The following is a 16,610-nucleotide window of genomic DNA, read 5'->3' on the forward strand; positions in this document are numbered from 1 at the left end:
GCTTCGCACAGTGGTGAACACAACAGGTGACAATGCCTGTCATCATTACAGAAACTGAAAAGAACAAACAGTCGGAGTAAACGCTCATCATCGGTTTAACCAAACATTTGGAAGCAACAAATGCTATAATACAAACAGTGCCTAATGTTAGGCACTGTTTATTTTTTGTCGAAAAAGGAGGAAGGCTTTATGGCTGAGCCGATTTTACATATTGAAGGCCTCGATAAAAAGATTGGGTCTAAACAGATTTTAAAACAGATCAGCATGGACGTCATGGAGGGTGAAATCATCGGCCTTCTCGGTCCAAATGGTTCCGGAAAAACAACACTCATCCGTATCATCGTCGGGCTGCTGAAACAAAACAGCGGAAGCGTGACAATCAGCGGATTCCAGCATGATACAGAGTTTGAAAAAGCGATGGAAGCGGTTGGAGCGATTGTTGAGAACCCTGAGTTCTATCCGTACCTGACAGGCTGGGAAAACCTCAAGCACTTTGCGAATATGCACAAAAAAATAGCGGATGAACGGCTTGATGAAGTGGTGGAACGTGTCGGGCTGACGTCAGCGATTCATGATAAGGTGAAAACCTATTCCCTTGGGATGCGCCAGCGTCTGGGAATCGCCCAGGCAATTCTTCACCGGCCGAAGCTTCTTATTCTAGATGAACCAACAAACGGCCTCGATCCTGCGGGGATGAAGGATTTTCGCGATCATATTAAAGAGCTCGCAGAAATGGAAGGAACAGCTGTCCTGTTCGCCACTCATTTATTGCGCGAGGTTGAAGACTTGTGCGACCGTGTCATCATCATTCAAAAAGGTGAGATCAAAGCGGAAGTCAGCTTACAAGGAACTGATCAAACCACAGAAAAAGCGATTATAGAAGTGCAGCCGCAAGAAAAAGCGCTCAATTGGCTGACAGGCAATCAATATCAAGCTGAGAGCCAAGACGGGACAATTGTAGTTGAGGTGGCAAAAGAAAACATACCGGAGCTGAACCGATCACTTGTCGGACAAGATCTGAATGTGTTTTCCATTACGCCTTACACGCAGTCACTGGAAGACGAATTTATAAAAGCGACAACAGCTCATCAAGAGGAGGGAGAAGAGCTTGTCTAAATTAATTTGGAATGAACATATGAAACTTTTTAATCGGAAGGTCACTTTGGTTTCTCTTATCCTGATGGCTGTCTTTCAATTCTTCATGGCATTGATCATTAAACGGATTGTCATCAGTGCCGGAACAGATGAAAACTTCATCGGCTATTTATCGTATACACCGAGCCTGAACATTTTGCTGCAGGCTTTAACGATCGTAATTGCAGCAACAATTGTTTCGATGGAATTTGATAAAAAGACGATCAAATTTTTGCTCATTCGTCCGGTTAAACGCCAAAAGGTCTTTTGGTCAAAATTAATCACAGTCGTGATGGTCAGCTTCTATTTGTATCTGGCATACTACATTCTGGCATTATTATTCGGTCTCGTGTTTTTTGGCACATCGGTGACTGCGGAATCAAAGACATTGCTGGTCAACACCTTGGCGCTGATCGGGTCAAACTGGCTTGAAGCTGTAATGATGGGATTATTCGGGCTGCTTTGTTCTTCGCTGTTCCGCAACAGCGCGGTAGCAGTTGTTGTTTCTTTTGTCGTTTTATACGGAGCGAGTACACTTGTTCAGCTCATGAAGTTGTTTGAAAACAAGTGGGGCAGCTTTTTGCTTTTTGCGAACACTGACTTTACGCAATACAGAAGCGGAGAGACAGCGTTGTTTTCAGGCATGACGCCATTGTTTTCAATTGGAATTCTCATCATACATGCCATATTCTTCATCGTTGTTGGCTGGTGGTGCTTCTGTAAACGGGATGTTCGGGTCTAAAGGCAAGGAATGACATTTTTGTGAAAAAGCTCACGTAAATCAATATCATTTGATATTTTGGTTTATACTAAAGGTACTGACGGAGGTGTCTCGATTGAGGAACTTTATTACCGCTTTACCGATCGTATTGCTGCTTGGATTCTCATTTGTGTCATTCATGTTTCAGTTTGAACATCTTGTTTATTTCAGGCTCGCGCTTGGGTTGTTTTCTCTCGTGGGACTGTACATGATATATAAAATGAAGACGGGCATCCGCTATTTTATCATCTATCTGTATGCCAGCTGGATTGTGTTGGCCGCAGTGACCGCTTTTGAAGAGCCGATTTTCTCAAGCTTTTTCTTTGGCGGCCTGGTGATGACGATGGGTTACCTGACATATATGCTGATTTATCTCGGCATGAAACAAGACCGGGATGCAAATCCTGTGTAATCGCGCTGTTCCCTTTGGGAACGGCGTGTTTTTCTATACTGGACAAAAAGATTAACAGTTGCGGAAAAATGGCAGGAAATCTATAATACATATTAAATTTATCGGAATTAAAACTTGGGGGGCTGCCGGATGTCATTATTTATACAAAACGATCAACAGCGGCAATGGATGGAGAAAATCGGACGGATTGCGGATGAATTTCAGCAAACAGCTGCTGAAGATGACGAACAGGGACGTTTTCCTGCAGAGAAAATACAAAAACTGCGTGATGCTGGGTATACAGCATTAACATTGCCGGCATCTCATGGCGGAGGGGGCATTTCTGTTTACGATATGCTCCTGTTTCAAGAACGGCTTGCACGGGGAGATGCTTCGACGGCTCTTAGCATCGGCTGGCATTTGAGCGTGATCGGGGAGCTTGGAGAAGGCAACAGCTGGGATGAAGACGTATTTGCATTTGTTGCCAAGGAAGTCCAAAACGGAGCCGTCATTAACAGGGCGGCGACTGAAGCGAAAACCGGAAGCCCGACAAGAGGAGGGCGTCCGGGTACACACGCCGTCAAAAAGGATGGCAAATGGGCAGTGAACGGGAGAAAAACCTTTACGACGATGTCACAAGCTCTGGATTATTTTTTAGTAACCGCATGGATTGAAGACAAACAAACAACAGGCGTGTTTCTCATTCATAAAGATGATCCCGGCTTGTCGATTGAAGAGACGTGGGATATGATGGCGATGCGGGCGACTGGGAGCCATGACCTTGTACTGAACGAAGTAATGCTTGATGAGAATAAGCTGGTGGAACTGCTTCAAGGGCCTCGTGGAGCTAAGCCGAATGGCTGGCTGCTTCACATTCCTGCGATTTATCTTGGTGTGGCTCAAGCTGCTCGTGACTATGCAGTGCAATTTGCATCTGAGTATTCTCCAAACAGCTTGAATGGACCGATCAAGAATGTCCCGGCCGTACAGCAAAGAACAGGCGAAATGGAGCTTGAACTGCTCAATGCCAGACACTTTCTTTTCCATATCGCTCAATTGTATGACGATCCGGAGCGGCGTCCACACTTGACCAGCGAGCTCGGTGCGGCGAAACATATCGTCACAAACGCTGCGCTGTCTGTTGTTGATAAAGCGATGAGAATTGTCGGGGCCAAAAGCCTGGGACGAACCAACCCGCTTCAGCGCTATTACCGTGATGTGCGCGCCGGTCTTCACAACCCGCCGATGGATGACGCCGTGATACACAAGCTGGCAGCTGAAGCGTTTGAGTCATAAAAAAAAGAGCCTTACCGGCTCTTTTTATGTATTGTTTTGCTCTTGCAGATTTTTTTGATGCTTGCGGTCAATTCTGTCATAAATAACGTTCATCAGCTTTGGATTGCCCATAATCGCCTCTTTGTTTTCCTGGATCAGCTGTTGGTAAGTTTTCACTTTACGCTTCGGCATGCTCCGGCGCCCTCCTGACATGTTTGTATTCACTTTCTAACTCCGTCAGCGACAATTCATACAGATGACGCTTTGACTTTTTGTATATACCATTCTGTATTAACAGATGAATGAGCTGTTTTTTTCTGATTTCTGCAGACTGAGGTGTCATTGTGTCACCAACCTCCAATCAAACGATATTGATAATCATTATCAATTAACTTCAGTATACAATGTCCGCAATAGCCTGTAAAGATGAAAAGAGTCCTATTCTTTCTCCAATTTACAAACATTCAACAAATCGACAAAAAGTTTCCCGGGCAATAATTTGCTGTCGAAATATTCCGCTTCATTGAACGCACCCTGCTATTTTTCATGTTTTGAACCATACTATGTAATAGAATGGAGGCTGGTATTCAATGGAGCGGACAGAAAATCTGAAAAAGGGAGAAAAAGGGGCGCTCCTCAATATTTTTGCATATGTCATTCTTGCTGTTGTAAAGCTAGTCATCGGGATTCTATATCATTCTGAAGCGCTGAGAGCAGACGGGTTAAATAATGGAACAGATATTGTTGCGTCAGTAGCAGTGCTGATAGGATTGCGGATTTCTCAAAGACCGGCTGACAGCGATCATCCATACGGCCATTATCGGGCTGAAACAATTTCGTCTCTTGTTGCGTCTTTTATTATGATGGCAGTCGGCATTGAAGTGTTAATCGGCGGAGGAAAAGCGATTGCGGGCGGCACAACGGAAACGCCAAATCTTATCGCGGCATGGACGGCGTTAGGCAGTGCTGTGTTTATGTATGGCATCTATTTATATAACAAAAGGCTGGCAGCATCCATTAAAAGCTCTGCCCTGATGGCAGCGGCAAAGGACAGCAGGTCAGACGCTTTTGTAAGCGCCGGCGCGTTTATCGGTGTTTTTTCGTCCCAGCTGAAGCTGCCGTGGATTGATCCGGTAACGGCTTTTATCATCGGCATCATCATTTGCAAAACAGCGTGGGATATCTTTAAAGACGCTTCACATTCCTTAACAGACGGCTTCCATTTAAAAGATCTTGAGCCTTACAAACAGACCGTCGGCAGGATCGAAAATGTGCATCGCCTAAAGGATGTGAAAGCGAGGTATTTAGGCAGTACAGTTCATATCGAGATGGTCATTGCGGTTGATCCGAAGCTTACAGTAGAAGAAGGCCATGGAGTGGCGGATGAAGTAGAAGACAAAATAAAACATGAACACGATGTCACTCATGTTCATGTTCATGTAGAGCCTGACGACATAAAATAAGGCTGTTTAACGAATTAGCTTATATGTTCAGATAAAAATTCAGTCACTTCTTCAAGCGTTTTGGCATTGGCGCTGTGAAGGTGAGCTGTTTTTTCACCGTTCTTGAAAATAAGCAGGCTGGGAATGCCCATTACTTGGTATTTTTCAGCCAGGTCAGGAAGCTCGTCCTTATTCAGCTCATACCAATCGTTTTGATTGTATTCTTCCAAAATATCGCCGATGAACATATTCATGCGTGTGCAGTCTGGGCACCAATCAGCATAAAACTTTACAATGATTTCTTTATCGGATTGAATCAGTTCATTAAATTGTTCGTTTGTTGTGATTTTTTTCATATGTCACATCTCCTTTTCAATGCCATTTTAATATAAAATAAAAAGGAATTACATACAAATGCATTCAACATCAGCATGCCCAAAAATAATTAGATCATTTTCCGGTGAAAATGATAAGATAGTAAAGATGAATTGTAGTGGGGGGAGTATCCATTGAAAACAAGTCTAGGATTAGTGTACGGAGGAAAGTCGGCAGAACATAATGTTTCCCTGCAGACGGCTCTGGCTGTAATCAAAGCGCTAAATACTGAGAAGTTTGATATACATCCGATTTATATAACAGAAAAAGGCGAATGGGTAAGAGGCGCCCGTTTAACTGAGCCTGTTTCAAATGTGAAAATGCTTCAATTTGAGCAAGGAGGCAGTGCTTTTTCTCCAGCTGCCTTGAACCAGGAGATGTTTCCGCAGGAAGCGTCACAGCAAAATGAAGCCATCGACGTCGTATTCCCGCTCCTCCACGGACCGAACGGAGAAGACGGTACGATTCAGGGAATGCTCGAGCTGTTGAACATTCCTTATGTCGGCAACGGAGTGCTTGCTTCCTCAGCTGGCATGGATAAAGTTGTCATGAAACATTTATTTGCGCAGGCTGGCCTTGCTCAGGCTAAATACGCAGCTTTCCTTAAGAAAGACTGGACTCGTTCTCCGAAAGAAAGCTGCGAGCAGGTTGAACAGGAATTAGGCTACCCTTGCTTCGTAAAGCCGGCTAACCTCGGCTCAAGTGTCGGAATCAGCAAATGCCGAAACCGTGAAGAACTGCAAAAAGCGTTTGAGCTTGCTTTCCAATATGACCGCAAAGTCGTCGTCGAAGAAGGCATTAACGGCCGCGAGATCGAAATCGGCGTTCTTGGAAATGACGATCCTAAATGCTCTGTTGTGGGGGAAATCGCACCGAAGACGGATTTCTACGATTACAAAGCGAAATATGAGGATGGAGATACTGATCTGATGATTCCGGCGATTGTGACTGATGAGGAATACGCAACAATCAGTGATATGGCGATCAAAGCATTTAAAGCGATCGACGGTTCAGGACTCGTCAGAGCGGACTTTTTCCTGACAGCTGACGGCGAAGTTCTGATCAATGAAGTCAACACAATGCCTGGCTTTACACCTTTCAGCATGTTCCCGCTGCTCTGGAAAGAAGCCGGAGTGGAATATGCTGACCTGATTGAACAGCTTGTGGAGCTTGCAAAAGAACGCCACGCTGAAAAACAATTGATTAAGCATACATTCTAATGAAGAAGGACACTGCCGGTAAAAGGGCAGTGTTTTTTCCCGTATATACAAAAGAAAGAGAGGGACCTTACTTGATTAAGCGAACAGTAAAAAACATTGCCGAAATGGTTAATGGCACACTAACAAATCCGCAATATGAACAAACAGTCATTCATGGAGTGGCAACCGATACAAGAAAACTGGAACAACATCAGCTCTTCATTCCGCTGAAAGGGGAACGTTTTGACGGCCACACTTTTGTGGAGCAGGCTTTTGAAGCTGGTGTAGCGGCTGTTCTTTGGGATCGGTCAGAACCAAATCCGCCCGAGAATCACGCCGTCATTTTAGTGGACGATACCCTTACCGCACTTCAGCAGCTTGCAAAAGCCTATTTGCAGGAGCTTGGCACACGTGTCATCGGAGTAACCGGAAGCAATGGCAAAACGACAACAAAAGATATGATTCACGCCGTACTGGGGACCAAGTACCGTGTTCACAAAACAGGAGGAAACTTCAATAATCATATCGGTTTGCCGCTGACGGTTTTAGCGATGCCTGAAAATACGGAGATCGCCGTATTGGAGATGGGAATGAGCGCCAAAGGAGAAATTGACCTCTTGAGCCGACTGGCAAACCCGGATGCGGCAGTGATTACGAATATCGGCGAATCGCATATGCAAGACCTTGGCTCTAGAGAGGGCATCGCGGAGGCGAAGCTTGAAATCATTAACGGGCTTAAAGAAGACGGAGTGCTGATTTATATCGGGGACGAACCGCTTCTTCAAAATGCATACAGCTGCCAGACGAAAACGTACGGTACGGGAGCGCATAATGATTATCAGCTTCAGGATGTCAGCCAGAGTGAGGAAGGAACCCATTTTACAATCAAAGGGATAAAAAACACGTTTTTTATTCCAATACTCGGCAAGCACAATGTGATGAACGCCATGGCAGCGATTGCTGCAGGAGCTTATTTTGGCATCACGCCTGAGGGTGCGGCAAAAGGACTGAGCGGCCTAAAGGTAACCGGGATGAGACTTGAACTCATCAAAACAGACAGCGGCCTTTCGATAATCAATGACGCTTATAATGCGAGCCCGACTTCCATGAAAGCTGCAATTCAATTGACAGAAAGCCTCGAAGGCTACGGCAAAAAAATGCTCGTGCTCGGTGATATGCTTGAACTCGGCGATCTTGAAGAAACGTTCCATAAAGAGTGCGGCGCTGTGATCAGCCCTGATAAAATTGACCGCGTCTTTACGTACGGAAAACTGGGAGCTTTTATCGCGGAAGGCGCCCTGAAACACTTTGAGAAAGACCGCGTCAGCCATTACACTGAGAAAAAAGATCTCCTCCAAGCTGTGAAGGAAAACGCATTAAAAGGCGATTTGATTTTATTCAAAGCGTCCAGAGGTATGAAGCTTGAAGAAATCGTTAAAGATTTAATAGAGAGCCCGCTTTCGTAAGAAAATATTTTGCGAAAAAACGCATATTGCATCATAAAATAACATGATGTGCAAACACTAATGTATGCCGGCCGAAAATTATGTATATCTGGCCGGCTGCGGCTATGATACAATATATATAGGTTATTTCGCGATACGAACATATTCGTCCGGACTTTTCATCGTGACCCGAAGTTCTCCGCTGGATTCTTGGGAGCGGATGGAGCAGCAGCCGGCATATTCGAGATGCCGATCTGCTTCTCATCTTATTGAAAAACAAATAGTGTAATGGTAAGATAAAACTTAAAGTAATTCGGGCTTTGTATACGGATGGATCCTGTCCTTCTTGTCTAAAGGGCAGTTTTATAAGTGGTAAATCACGACATTACTGAAACAGCAATTAGAAGGAGTTTGAATAATTTGACTATAACGTTTCAAGATTTTAATTTAAGTTCTGATCTCATGAAAGCAATTAATCGTATGGGATTTGAAGAAGCAACACCGATTCAGGCACAAACGATACCGCTCGGACTTTCAAATAAAGACGTCATTGGACAAGCGCAAACAGGTACAGGTAAAACAGCTGCGTTTGGTATACCCCTTGTTGAAAAAATTAACCCCGAGTCTCCTAATATTCAAGCAATCGTAATCGCGCCAACCCGTGAATTAGCCATTCAAGTATCTGAAGAATTGTATAAAATCGGACAAGATAAACGTGCGAAGGTTCTTCCTATTTACGGCGGACAGGATATTGGACGGCAAATCCGGGCGTTAAAGAAGAATCCGAATATTATTGTCGGAACACCTGGACGTCTTCTTGACCACATCAATCGCCGCACCATTCGTTTAAACAATGTTAATACTGTTGTAATGGATGAAGCGGATGAAATGCTGAACATGGGATTCATTGATGATATTGAATCTATCCTTTCAAACGTGCCAAGCGAGCATCAGACACTTCTGTTCTCTGCCACAATGCCTGCGCCGATCAAACGCATTGCAGAGCGCTTTATGACTGAGCCGGAACACGTAAAAGTAAAAGCGAAAGAAATGACGGTTTCTAACATTCAGCAGTTCTATTTGGAAGTGCAAGAACGCAAAAAATTCGATACACTGACTCGCCTTCTTGACATTCAGTCTCCTGAGCTTGCGATCGTATTCGGACGTACAAAACGCCGTGTCGATGAGCTGGCTGAAGCCCTGAACCTTCGCGGATATGCAGCTGAAGGTATTCACGGTGACTTAACGCAGGCGAAACGTATGGTTGCGCTTCGTAAATTTAAAGAAGGCGCAATCGAAGTTCTAGTCGCAACTGATGTTGCCGCTCGCGGACTTGATATCTCAGGTGTTACACACGTATACAACTTCGACGTGCCTCAAGATCCTGAAAGCTACGTTCACCGTATCGGAAGAACGGGCCGTGCAGGAAAAACAGGTATGGCGATGACGTTCATTACACCGCGTGAGAAAAGCATGCTTCGCGCAATTGAACAAACAACAAAACGCAAAATGGACCGCATGAAGGAGCCTACACTTGATGAAGCGTTAGAAGGCCAGCAGCAGGTTACTGTTGAACGTCTTCGCACGACAATCAGTGAAAACAACCTGAACTTCTACATGACAGCGGCAGCTGAGCTGCTTGAAGATCATGATGCAGTAACAGTGGTTGCGGCGGCTATCAAAATGGCTACAAAAGAGCCAGACGACACACCGGTTCGCTTAACAGACGAAGCGCCGATGGTCAGCAAACGCTACAAGAACCAGCGCTCTTCTAAACGCAGAGACGGTCAAGGCGGCGGCTACCGCGGCGGAAAAGGGAAAAGCAACAACCGTTCTTCCTATGACAAAAAGCGTTCAAACGATCGCCGTTCTTCAGGTGACAGACGCCAGAAAAAATCTTACTAATTTGATCGATTCAGAGCCCAAAACATGATGTTTTGGGCTTTTTTATGTTCGCGATTTGTTATTCAGCAAATTTTCAGCTGACGGAAGCCATTTTTCTCTGTATGCTTAAGAATGAAACCTTTCTGTAAAAGAGACGTATAAATAACGACGAAAAAAAGGGAGGTAGGTATTTTTGAGAGAGCAGCCAAAAAACCAAATCAGTCCAGACGGATTAAAGGTTTGGCGACTTCAAGAGATCATCATATCCGCTGTTTGCTTACTTATTGTCATTGCAGTTGCAGTGTTAAGCTATTATTTTCATTGGCCGTACTGGATCAGCGGCGTGCTCGGCGCGGTTTGGCTGTTGGGATCGATTGTGACGGTCTTTATCATTCCGAAGGTCCGTCATAAGGTGTGGCGATATGAAGTCCATGAACATGAAATAGATATTCAGTCAGGTATTTTTGTGGTGACACGTGTGATTGTTCCGATGGTCAGAGTTCAGCACGTCGATACGTCACAAGGGCCATTATTAAAAAAATACAACCTGGCAACGGTGAAAATTTCCACGGCCGCGACCGTTCATTCGATCCCCGCTTTAGAGATGGAGGAAGCGGATCGGCTGAGAGACTCCATTTCCCGTCTGGCGAGGGTGACTGATGATGATGTCTGAACCGAAACGCCTGCACCCGGCAGCAGTCATTTTGAATTTATGCCATACCATTATTCAAACGATAAAAAATATCATTCTGCCATTCTTTTTTGTGTATATTGTCAATTCAAACCATACTGTCCGTTTTTACGGAGCCATTGCGCTCGGTGTGCTATTCATCTGGCTTGTAGCGGCAAGCATTATCAAATGGAGAAGGTTTACCTATCGAATTGAAGATGATGAATTTAGAATCGAAGAAGGCTTATTTGTTACGAAAAAGCGATACATATCGATTGATCGGATTCAAACGATGAATACGAGCGCGGGCCTTGTCCAGCAAATCTTTAAGCTTGTGAAGCTGCAAATTGAAACAGCAGGCGGAGGCAAGGAGGCAGAAGCCGTTCTTTCTGCTATTTCTGTTGAAGAAGCCGAACGCATCAAAGAAGCTGTCTTTAAGAAAAAAGCGCAAAGACGAGAAAATGAACTTGATGAAGAACGGCTTGAAGCTGAAGAGGAGTTGGTTCCGGCCGTTGAGGTGCAAGAGCACTATCGCATGAACGCGAAAGAATTGCTCATGGCCGCTTCTACCTCCGGCGGAATCGGAGTCATTATCTCCGCTGTATTTGCACTTATTTCCCAGCTTGATGAAGTGCTGCCAATGGATTGGTTATTTGATAAATTTTCCTTCCTTCAGCACGCCAGTATTGGTATTTACGCGGTACTCATTTTTATCGGTTTATTTATCGCCTGGATTTTCAGCATCGCGGGCATGATGTTTAGATACGCGAACTTTCAAATCATAAAAAAAGAGCAGGAACTGGTGATTTCAAGGGGAATTATTGAAAAACATCAAGTCACGATTCCGTTGCGAAAAATACAAGCCATTAAAATCAAAGAAAATATCATTCGCCAGCTTTTCGGCTTTGTAACGGTGTCCATCGTCAGCGCAGGAGGCGGCGACCGGGAAAAAGAAGAAGGCGCTTTGACCATTCTCTTTCCAATGATTCATAAAAAAAAGCTTCCGCACATGCTCCGAACATTTACGCCGGAATATACGCTGGAAGAAAACTGCCGCCGCCTGCCGCGGCGCGCGTTGAAACGCTATTTGTTCCGTTCTGTCATTTTTTCACTCTTTTTGATCATCCCGTTATGTATCTTCTTTCAGCCATGGGGCTATCTGTCAGCCATCCTGTTGCCGATAGAGTTGCTCTTCGGCTATCTCGCGTATAAAGAGGCTGCATGGACGATCAACGGGGACCGTCTTCAGCTGACGTCTAGATTTATAGGCAGAACAACCGCCATTGTACTGAAAAAACGAATGCAGGTCTGCAAGTTCAGCCAATCCTATTTCCAAAAGAAAGGCCGCTTGTATACCATTTCTACTTCGGTGAAATCATCGAGCCATATGGAAGAATTAACGGTGAGGGATGTAGGTGAAGAGGATGCAGCCTTCATTTTAAACTGGTACTCATATGAAAAAGCGGACGGTTAATACCGCCGCTCCAGCGTGTCGACAAACCCTCGCATTCGTTGTCAGGACTGCGCTTCGGTGCTCACGAATTAGAACATTCGCTCCGCTCCTATGCTCGTCCTTCCTAGACTTCAAGGGTTTTCAATCACGCTGAAAAGATGACAAAATCCTAAAATGAAAACCATTTTAGGATTTTGTCAACAATCTGAAGCGACGGTTAATACCGCCGCTCTTTTTTTTGCACGAATAAAAACGAAAGAAGAAGCCCGCCGCATAGTCCAAACAGATGGGCCATCATGTTAATATTGGAGTTGATAAACGACATGAGAACGGCAAATGCGAGCAGTGTGATGATCATTTTGGAATGCTCCTGCCCTATTAGCTCATTGCGAAAAAGAACCATAAACAGGTACACGCCGAATAGCCCGAAAATTGCGCCTGAAGCACCGACATGCACGTAATCAAGCGGCTCTGTAACATAAGTGCCGATATTGCCGATGATGCCGGAGCCGGCGTATACAAGAAGAAAACGCGCTTTTCCCAGCATGCGTTCCAAAGCCGGGGCAAATAAAAAGATGGACATGGAATTAAACAGCAGATGTGTGAAACCGGCGTGCAGCAAAATCGGTGTGATCAGCCGCCACCATTCACCGTTTGCGACACCTAGATTATAGCCTGTGACGGTATCCCTCCATAACACGACTGAATGGGCAGGAAGTGAAAAAAACAGCCAGAGAACAGCTTGCAAAGCCAATATAAAGGTGACAACGGGGTAAAGCCTGATAAACGTTTGAAAATTTTCAGTCCGTATAAACATTCCGAGCCCCTTTTCTTCATTTTGGTATATCTATAGTAACACGTTTATGAGACAAACCATTTAAATAGTACGTAGGCAAAGGAGGTTATCATACATGATTTACGGCATTGGGCTGGACATTACCGAGCTTAAACGCATCGCCTCTATGGCTGGGCGCCAGAAAAGGTTTGCCGAGCGGATTTTGACGCGAAGCGAGCTTGACCAATACTATGAGCTTTCAGAGAAAAGAAAAATCGAATTTCTCGCGGGCAGATTCGCGGCAAAAGAAGCTTTCTCGAAAGCATTTGGCACCGGCATTGGGAGGCAGCTCAGCTTTCAGGACATTGAAATTAGGAAAGACCAAAATGGCAAGCCCTATATCATTTGCACGAAACTGAGCCAAGCCGCCGTTCACGTATCGATCACTCATACAAAAGAATACGCTGCCGCGCAGGTTGTGATTGAAAGGTTGTCAAGCTAGTCTGCATATTAGGGAAACCCCACTCATATATTTGATAGTGCATTAAGGGAGACAAGTTGTTTGAGGCTTTTATGGTACGCATCTGTTCTGCCTAAACGTGTACCGAGCGTACCGTTAAAGTCAAACAAGCGATTTCTTCCTTTTACATCAATTGAGAAAAAGGGGTTGAAAAAGGTGAGAAAAAGCTTTGTTTTGCTTTTAACGGGACTGCTTGCTGTTCTTATTCTTTCTGCCTGCGGGCAAAAAACACAGCAAGATATTGTGGCCGGGTTAGATGAAAAGGCGAAAGAATACACCTCGTACAAAGCAAAAGCGAAAATGACCATCGAGACAGGGAGTGAGCCTCAAGTATACAATGTGGAAATCTGGCACAAAAAGCCGTCTCTGTACAGGGTTTATTTAGAAAATCCGAAAAAGGACCAAAACCAAGTCATTTTACGAAATGAAAACGGAGTATTCGTTCTCACGCCGTCTTTAAATAAGAGCTTCAGATTTCAAAGCGATTGGCCGAACAACAGCAGCCAGGTTTATCTGTTTGAATCGCTCGTAAAGGATGTTCAAAACGATTCGGATGCAGTTTTCACAGCGAAAGAAAAGAAATACGTATTCGAAACAAAAACAAATTATCAGCATAACAAAATGCTGCCCACGCAAGAAATCACATTTAACAAAAAAGATATGAGCCCGTCATCTGTCAAAGTGATGGATACTGACCGGAAAGTGATGGTCAAAGTAGAATTCAGCAGCTTTGAATTTAATAAACAATTTGATAAAGAATCATTTGACGAAAAGAAAAATATGACCCTTTCTCAAATGGATGTTGCCACAAGCGCAAAGCCTTCCGATACATTCGCGGTCAAAACGCCGCTGGAACTGCCGCTTGGCGTCAAGCTGCTTGAAGAAAAAGATATATCTACTGAAGACGGGAAGCGCATCATCATGACGTACGGAGGAGAAAAATCATTTACGTTAATTCAGGAAAAAGCCCAGATTGCCAAGGCTTCCTCCTCCGTTACGCTGAACGGCGAACCGGTAAATCTCGGCTACACCATCGGCGCCCTGTCGGATGCATCATTATCATGGACATATGACGGCGTAGATTACCTTCTCTCTTCTAAAGATCTTTCTAAAGAGGAAATGGTGACAGTAGCGAAAAGCATGCAGGGACAATCATCGAAATAACCGCCAAAGGCCAAACATGATTTGGCCTTTTTTTCGTTAGACATCGTTTCCCTTTAGCCTTTAATTTTAGTATGATATGTAAATGATATTGAATAAAAGCTAGGAAGTGTCGTAATGAGCACAAAACCTTTTTACAGAGATACGTGGGCGGAAATTGACTTGTCCGCGATAAAGGAAAATGTCAGCAATATGAAAAAACATATCGGTGAACATGTCCACCTGATGGCAGTTGTGAAAGCAAACGCCTACGGGCATGGTGATGCAGAAACAGCAAAGGCTGCTCTTGACGCAGGTGCTTCATGCTTGGCTGTGGCTATTTTGGATGAAGCGATTTCACTGCGCAAAAAGGGCTTGAAGGCGCCTATATTGGTGCTTGGCGCGGTTCCCCCAGAGTATGTGGCAATCGCTGCTGAGTATGACGTGACCTTAACAGGTTATTCTGTTGAATGGCTTCAGGAGGCAGCCCGCCACACGAAAAAAGGTTCTCTTCATTTTCATCTGAAGGTCGATACGGGGATGAACAGGCTTGGTGTAAAAACAGAGGAAGAAGTTCAGAACGTGATGGCCATTCTTGACCGCAACCCTCGTTTAAAGTGCAAAGGGGTATTTACCCATTTTGCGACAGCGGATGAAAAAGAAAGAGGCTATTTCTTAATGCAGTTTGAGCGCTTTAAAGAGCTGATTGCTCCGCTGCCGTTAAAGAATCTGATGGTCCACTGCGCGAACAGCGCCGCCGGTCTCCGGCTGAAAAAAGGCTTTTTTAATGCAGTCAGATTCGGCATCGGCATGTATGGCCTTCGCCCGTCTGCTGACATTTCGGACGAGATACCGTTTCAGCTGCGTCCGGCATTTACCCTGCATTCGACGCTGTCACATGTCAAACTGATCAGAAAAGGCGAGAGCGTCAGCTACGGAGCCGAGTACACAGCAGAAAAAGATACATGGATCGGGACGGTGCCTGTAGGCTATGCGGACGGCTGGCTCCGAAAATTGAAAGGGACCGACATCCTTGTGAAGGGAAAACGCCTGAAAATTGCCGGCCGAATTTGCATGGACCAATTTATGGTGGAGCTGGATCAGGAATATCCGCCGGGCACAAAAGTTACATTAATAGGCCGGCAGGGGGATGAATGTATTTCCATGGATGAGATTGCAGGAAGGCTTGAAACCATTAACTATGAGGTGGCCTGTACAATAAGTTCCCGTGTTCCCCGTATGTTTTTGGAAAATGGGAGTATAATGGAAGTAAGAAATCCTTTATTGCAGGTAAATACAAGCAATTAACTTACCTAAATGGAGAATTCATAAAACAGCTTTGCTTGAAGAGTGAATAATGGTATCATTATCACTGGATGGATAAAAGAGTCGTATCCGTAAGTTTGGTGGAGGTGTATGTTTTTTGTCTGAATCCAGCGCAAGAACCGAAATGAAAATCAGCTTGCCCGAAAACCTAGTAGCTGAATTGGATGGTGTAGCGATGCGGGAGAAACGAAGCAGAAACGAACTGATATCACAAGCAGTGAGAGCGTATGTCAGCGAACGAACAACTCGTCACAACCGTGATTTGATGAGACGCGGCTATATGGAAATGGCGAAAATCAACCTGAATATTTCTTCTGAGGCTCACTTTGCGGAGTGCGAGGCTGAAACGACAGTTGAGCGCTTAGTCAGCGGAGGATAATCATTTGATTGTGAAACGCGGCGATGTTTATTTTGCTGATTTATCTCCTGTTGTTGGCTCAGAGCAAGGCGGGGTGCGCCCGGTTTTAGTGATCCAAAATGACATCGGAAATCGCTTCAGCCCAACTGCTATTGTTGCAGCCATAACAGCACAAATACAGAAAGCGAAATTACCAACCCACGTCGAAATCGATGCAAAACGCTACGGTTTTGAAAGAGATTCCGTTATTTTGCTGGAGCAAATTCGGACGATTGACAAGCAAAGGTTAACGGATAAGATTACTCATCTGGATGATGAAATGATGGATAAGGTTGATGAAGCCTTACAAATCAGTTTGGCACTCATTGATTTTTAGACATATTTGCAGGTTGCTCAAATAGAGCAACTTTTTTTGTTTTCAAAAAACATAAACGATATAATAGTGAAATAACGAAAAAATATG

General features: G+C 44.6%; 19 protein-coding genes. 15 read left to right on the top strand and 4 right to left on the bottom strand.

Annotation, left to right across the window (positions count from 1 at the left end; genetic code table 11):
- Positions 1 to 189 precede the first annotated feature (189 nt).
- The 4 genes from MHB62_RS02550 (at position 190) to MHB62_RS02565 (ending at position 3,581) form a co-directional block, all read left to right on the top strand.
- Positions 190 to 1,116 (top strand): ABC transporter ATP-binding protein, encoded by a 927-nt coding sequence (locus MHB62_RS02550; RefSeq protein ID WP_003246573.1) that lies wholly within the window; start codon positions 190 to 192, stop codon positions 1,114 to 1,116.
- Entirely contained in the window at positions 1,109 to 1,876 is a 768-nt protein-coding gene (locus MHB62_RS02555) for an ABC transporter permease (RefSeq protein ID WP_015715273.1), read from the top strand. The genes MHB62_RS02550 and MHB62_RS02555 overlap by 8 nt, the downstream gene beginning before the upstream one ends.
- A gap of 94 nt (positions 1,877 to 1,970) precedes the next feature.
- Positions 1,971 to 2,306, top strand: coding sequence for a hypothetical protein (locus MHB62_RS02560; RefSeq protein ID WP_003225151.1), 336 nt, complete (start codon positions 1,971 to 1,973; stop codon positions 2,304 to 2,306).
- A gap of 129 nt (positions 2,307 to 2,435) precedes the next feature.
- Positions 2,436 to 3,581, top strand: coding sequence for an acyl-CoA dehydrogenase family protein (locus tag MHB62_RS02565; RefSeq protein WP_032722925.1), 1,146 nt, complete (start codon positions 2,436 to 2,438; stop codon positions 3,579 to 3,581).
- 24 nt (positions 3,582 to 3,605) lie between these two features.
- Here MHB62_RS02565 and fbpB read toward each other — a convergent pair whose 3' ends face one another.
- Both fbpB and MHB62_RS02575 read right to left on the bottom strand, forming a co-directional pair.
- Positions 3,606 to 3,785, bottom strand: a complete 180-nt coding sequence (fbpB, locus tag MHB62_RS02570) for a Fur-regulated basic protein FbpB (protein WP_010886410.1) — start codon at positions 3,783 to 3,785, stop codon at positions 3,606 to 3,608.
- Positions 3,739 to 3,903 (bottom strand): Fur-regulated basic protein FbpA, encoded by a 165-nt coding sequence (locus MHB62_RS02575; RefSeq protein WP_003225157.1) that lies wholly within the window; start codon positions 3,901 to 3,903, stop codon positions 3,739 to 3,741. Before MHB62_RS02575 ends, fbpB begins: the two co-directional genes overlap by 47 nt.
- Before the next feature lie 247 nt (positions 3,904 to 4,150).
- On the opposite strand from MHB62_RS02575, the gene MHB62_RS02580 reads away from it, so the two are divergent.
- Entirely contained in the window at positions 4,151 to 5,023 is an 873-nt protein-coding gene (locus MHB62_RS02580) for a cation diffusion facilitator family transporter (protein ID WP_032722926.1), read from the top strand.
- Positions 5,024 to 5,037: 14 nt separating this feature from the next.
- On the opposite strand, the gene MHB62_RS02585 is transcribed toward MHB62_RS02580, so the two are convergent.
- Complete coding sequence (locus MHB62_RS02585; RefSeq protein ID WP_032722927.1) at positions 5,038 to 5,358, bottom strand: thioredoxin family protein; 321 nt, start codon at positions 5,356 to 5,358, stop codon at positions 5,038 to 5,040.
- Between the two features lie 153 nt (positions 5,359 to 5,511).
- On the opposite strand from MHB62_RS02585, the gene MHB62_RS02590 reads away from it, so the two are divergent.
- From MHB62_RS02590 to MHB62_RS02610, 5 genes are all read left to right on the top strand, one after another.
- Entirely contained in the window at positions 5,512 to 6,597 is a 1,086-nt protein-coding gene (locus MHB62_RS02590) for a D-alanine--D-alanine ligase (protein ID WP_014475870.1), read from the top strand.
- Between the two features lie 71 nt (positions 6,598 to 6,668).
- Complete coding sequence (gene murF, locus MHB62_RS02595) at positions 6,669 to 8,042, top strand: UDP-N-acetylmuramoyl-tripeptide--D-alanyl-D-alanine ligase (protein ID WP_032722958.1); 1,374 nt, start codon at positions 6,669 to 6,671, stop codon at positions 8,040 to 8,042.
- 399 nt (positions 8,043 to 8,441) lie between these two features.
- Positions 8,442 to 9,926: a degradosome RNA helicase CshA gene (gene cshA / locus MHB62_RS02600; RefSeq protein WP_003246685.1), complete on the top strand. Its 1,485-nt coding sequence runs from the start codon at positions 8,442 to 8,444 to the stop codon at positions 9,924 to 9,926.
- A gap of 172 nt (positions 9,927 to 10,098) precedes the next feature.
- On the top strand, positions 10,099 to 10,578 hold the full coding sequence (locus MHB62_RS02605) for a PH domain-containing protein (RefSeq protein ID WP_003234318.1): 480 nt from the start codon (positions 10,099 to 10,101) through the stop codon (positions 10,576 to 10,578).
- Complete coding sequence (locus MHB62_RS02610; RefSeq protein ID WP_017697005.1) at positions 10,568 to 12,049, top strand: PH domain-containing protein; 1,482 nt, start codon at positions 10,568 to 10,570, stop codon at positions 12,047 to 12,049. Before MHB62_RS02605 ends, MHB62_RS02610 begins: the two co-directional genes overlap by 11 nt.
- Before the next feature lie 196 nt (positions 12,050 to 12,245).
- On the opposite strand, the gene MHB62_RS02615 is transcribed toward MHB62_RS02610, so the two are convergent.
- A complete protein-coding gene (locus tag MHB62_RS02615) occupies positions 12,246 to 12,845 on the bottom strand; it encodes a rhomboid family intramembrane serine protease (protein WP_032722928.1) in 600 nt (199 codons plus the stop codon).
- 94 nt (positions 12,846 to 12,939) lie between these two features.
- Between MHB62_RS02615 and acpS the strand changes: the two genes are divergently transcribed.
- From acpS to ndoA, 5 genes are all read left to right on the top strand, one after another.
- Positions 12,940 to 13,305 (top strand): holo-ACP synthase, encoded by a 366-nt coding sequence (gene acpS, locus MHB62_RS02620; RefSeq protein WP_015252768.1) that lies wholly within the window; start codon positions 12,940 to 12,942, stop codon positions 13,303 to 13,305.
- A 165-nt stretch (positions 13,306 to 13,470) separates the two neighbouring features.
- Positions 13,471 to 14,487 carry an outer membrane lipoprotein carrier protein LolA gene (locus tag MHB62_RS02625; protein WP_003234282.1) on the top strand — a complete coding sequence of 339 codons (1,017 nt, stop codon included), beginning with the start codon at positions 13,471 to 13,473 and terminating at the stop codon, positions 14,485 to 14,487.
- Between the two features lie 114 nt (positions 14,488 to 14,601).
- Entirely contained in the window at positions 14,602 to 15,771 is a 1,170-nt protein-coding gene (gene alr, locus MHB62_RS02630; RefSeq protein WP_032722929.1) for an alanine racemase, read from the top strand.
- A 115-nt stretch (positions 15,772 to 15,886) separates the two neighbouring features.
- Positions 15,887 to 16,168: a type II toxin-antitoxin system antitoxin EndoAI gene (endB, locus tag MHB62_RS02635; RefSeq protein WP_003225183.1), complete on the top strand. Its 282-nt coding sequence runs from the start codon at positions 15,887 to 15,889 to the stop codon at positions 16,166 to 16,168.
- A 4-nt stretch (positions 16,169 to 16,172) separates the two neighbouring features.
- Positions 16,173 to 16,523, top strand: a complete 351-nt coding sequence (gene ndoA / locus MHB62_RS02640; RefSeq protein ID WP_003156187.1) for a type II toxin-antitoxin system endoribonuclease NdoA — start codon at positions 16,173 to 16,175, stop codon at positions 16,521 to 16,523.
- The last annotated feature ends 87 nt before the right edge of the window (positions 16,524 to 16,610 follow it).

The organism is Bacillus sp. FSL K6-0255 (genome assembly GCF_045040725.1).
GTDB classification, from domain to species: Bacteria; Bacillota; Bacilli; order Bacillales; family Bacillaceae; genus Bacillus; species Bacillus subtilis.

Excerpts from the sequence above, each read along its gene's own strand:
- MHB62_RS02550 (WP_003246573.1), top strand. The coding sequence starts at position 190 with ATGGCTGAGCCGATTTTACATATTGAAGGCCTCGATAAAAAGATTGGG.
- MHB62_RS02565 (WP_032722925.1), top strand. The coding sequence starts at position 2,436 with ATGTCATTATTTATACAAAACGATCAACAGCGGCAATGGATGGAGAAA.
- MHB62_RS02575 (WP_003225157.1), bottom strand. The coding sequence starts at position 3,903 with ATGACACCTCAGTCTGCAGAAATCAGAAAAAAACAGCTCATTCATCTG.
- MHB62_RS02580 (WP_032722926.1), top strand. The coding sequence starts at position 4,151 with ATGGAGCGGACAGAAAATCTGAAAAAGGGAGAAAAAGGGGCGCTCCTC.
- MHB62_RS02585 (WP_032722927.1), bottom strand. The coding sequence starts at position 5,358 with ATGAAAAAAATCACAACAAACGAACAATTTAATGAACTGATTCAATCC.
- MHB62_RS02610 (WP_017697005.1), top strand. The coding sequence starts at position 10,568 with ATGATGTCTGAACCGAAACGCCTGCACCCGGCAGCAGTCATTTTGAAT.
- MHB62_RS02615 (WP_032722928.1), bottom strand. The coding sequence starts at position 12,845 with ATGTTTATACGGACTGAAAATTTTCAAACGTTTATCAGGCTTTACCCC.
- acpS (WP_015252768.1), top strand. The coding sequence starts at position 12,940 with ATGATTTACGGCATTGGGCTGGACATTACCGAGCTTAAACGCATCGCC.
- alr (WP_032722929.1), top strand. The coding sequence starts at position 14,602 with ATGAGCACAAAACCTTTTTACAGAGATACGTGGGCGGAAATTGACTTG.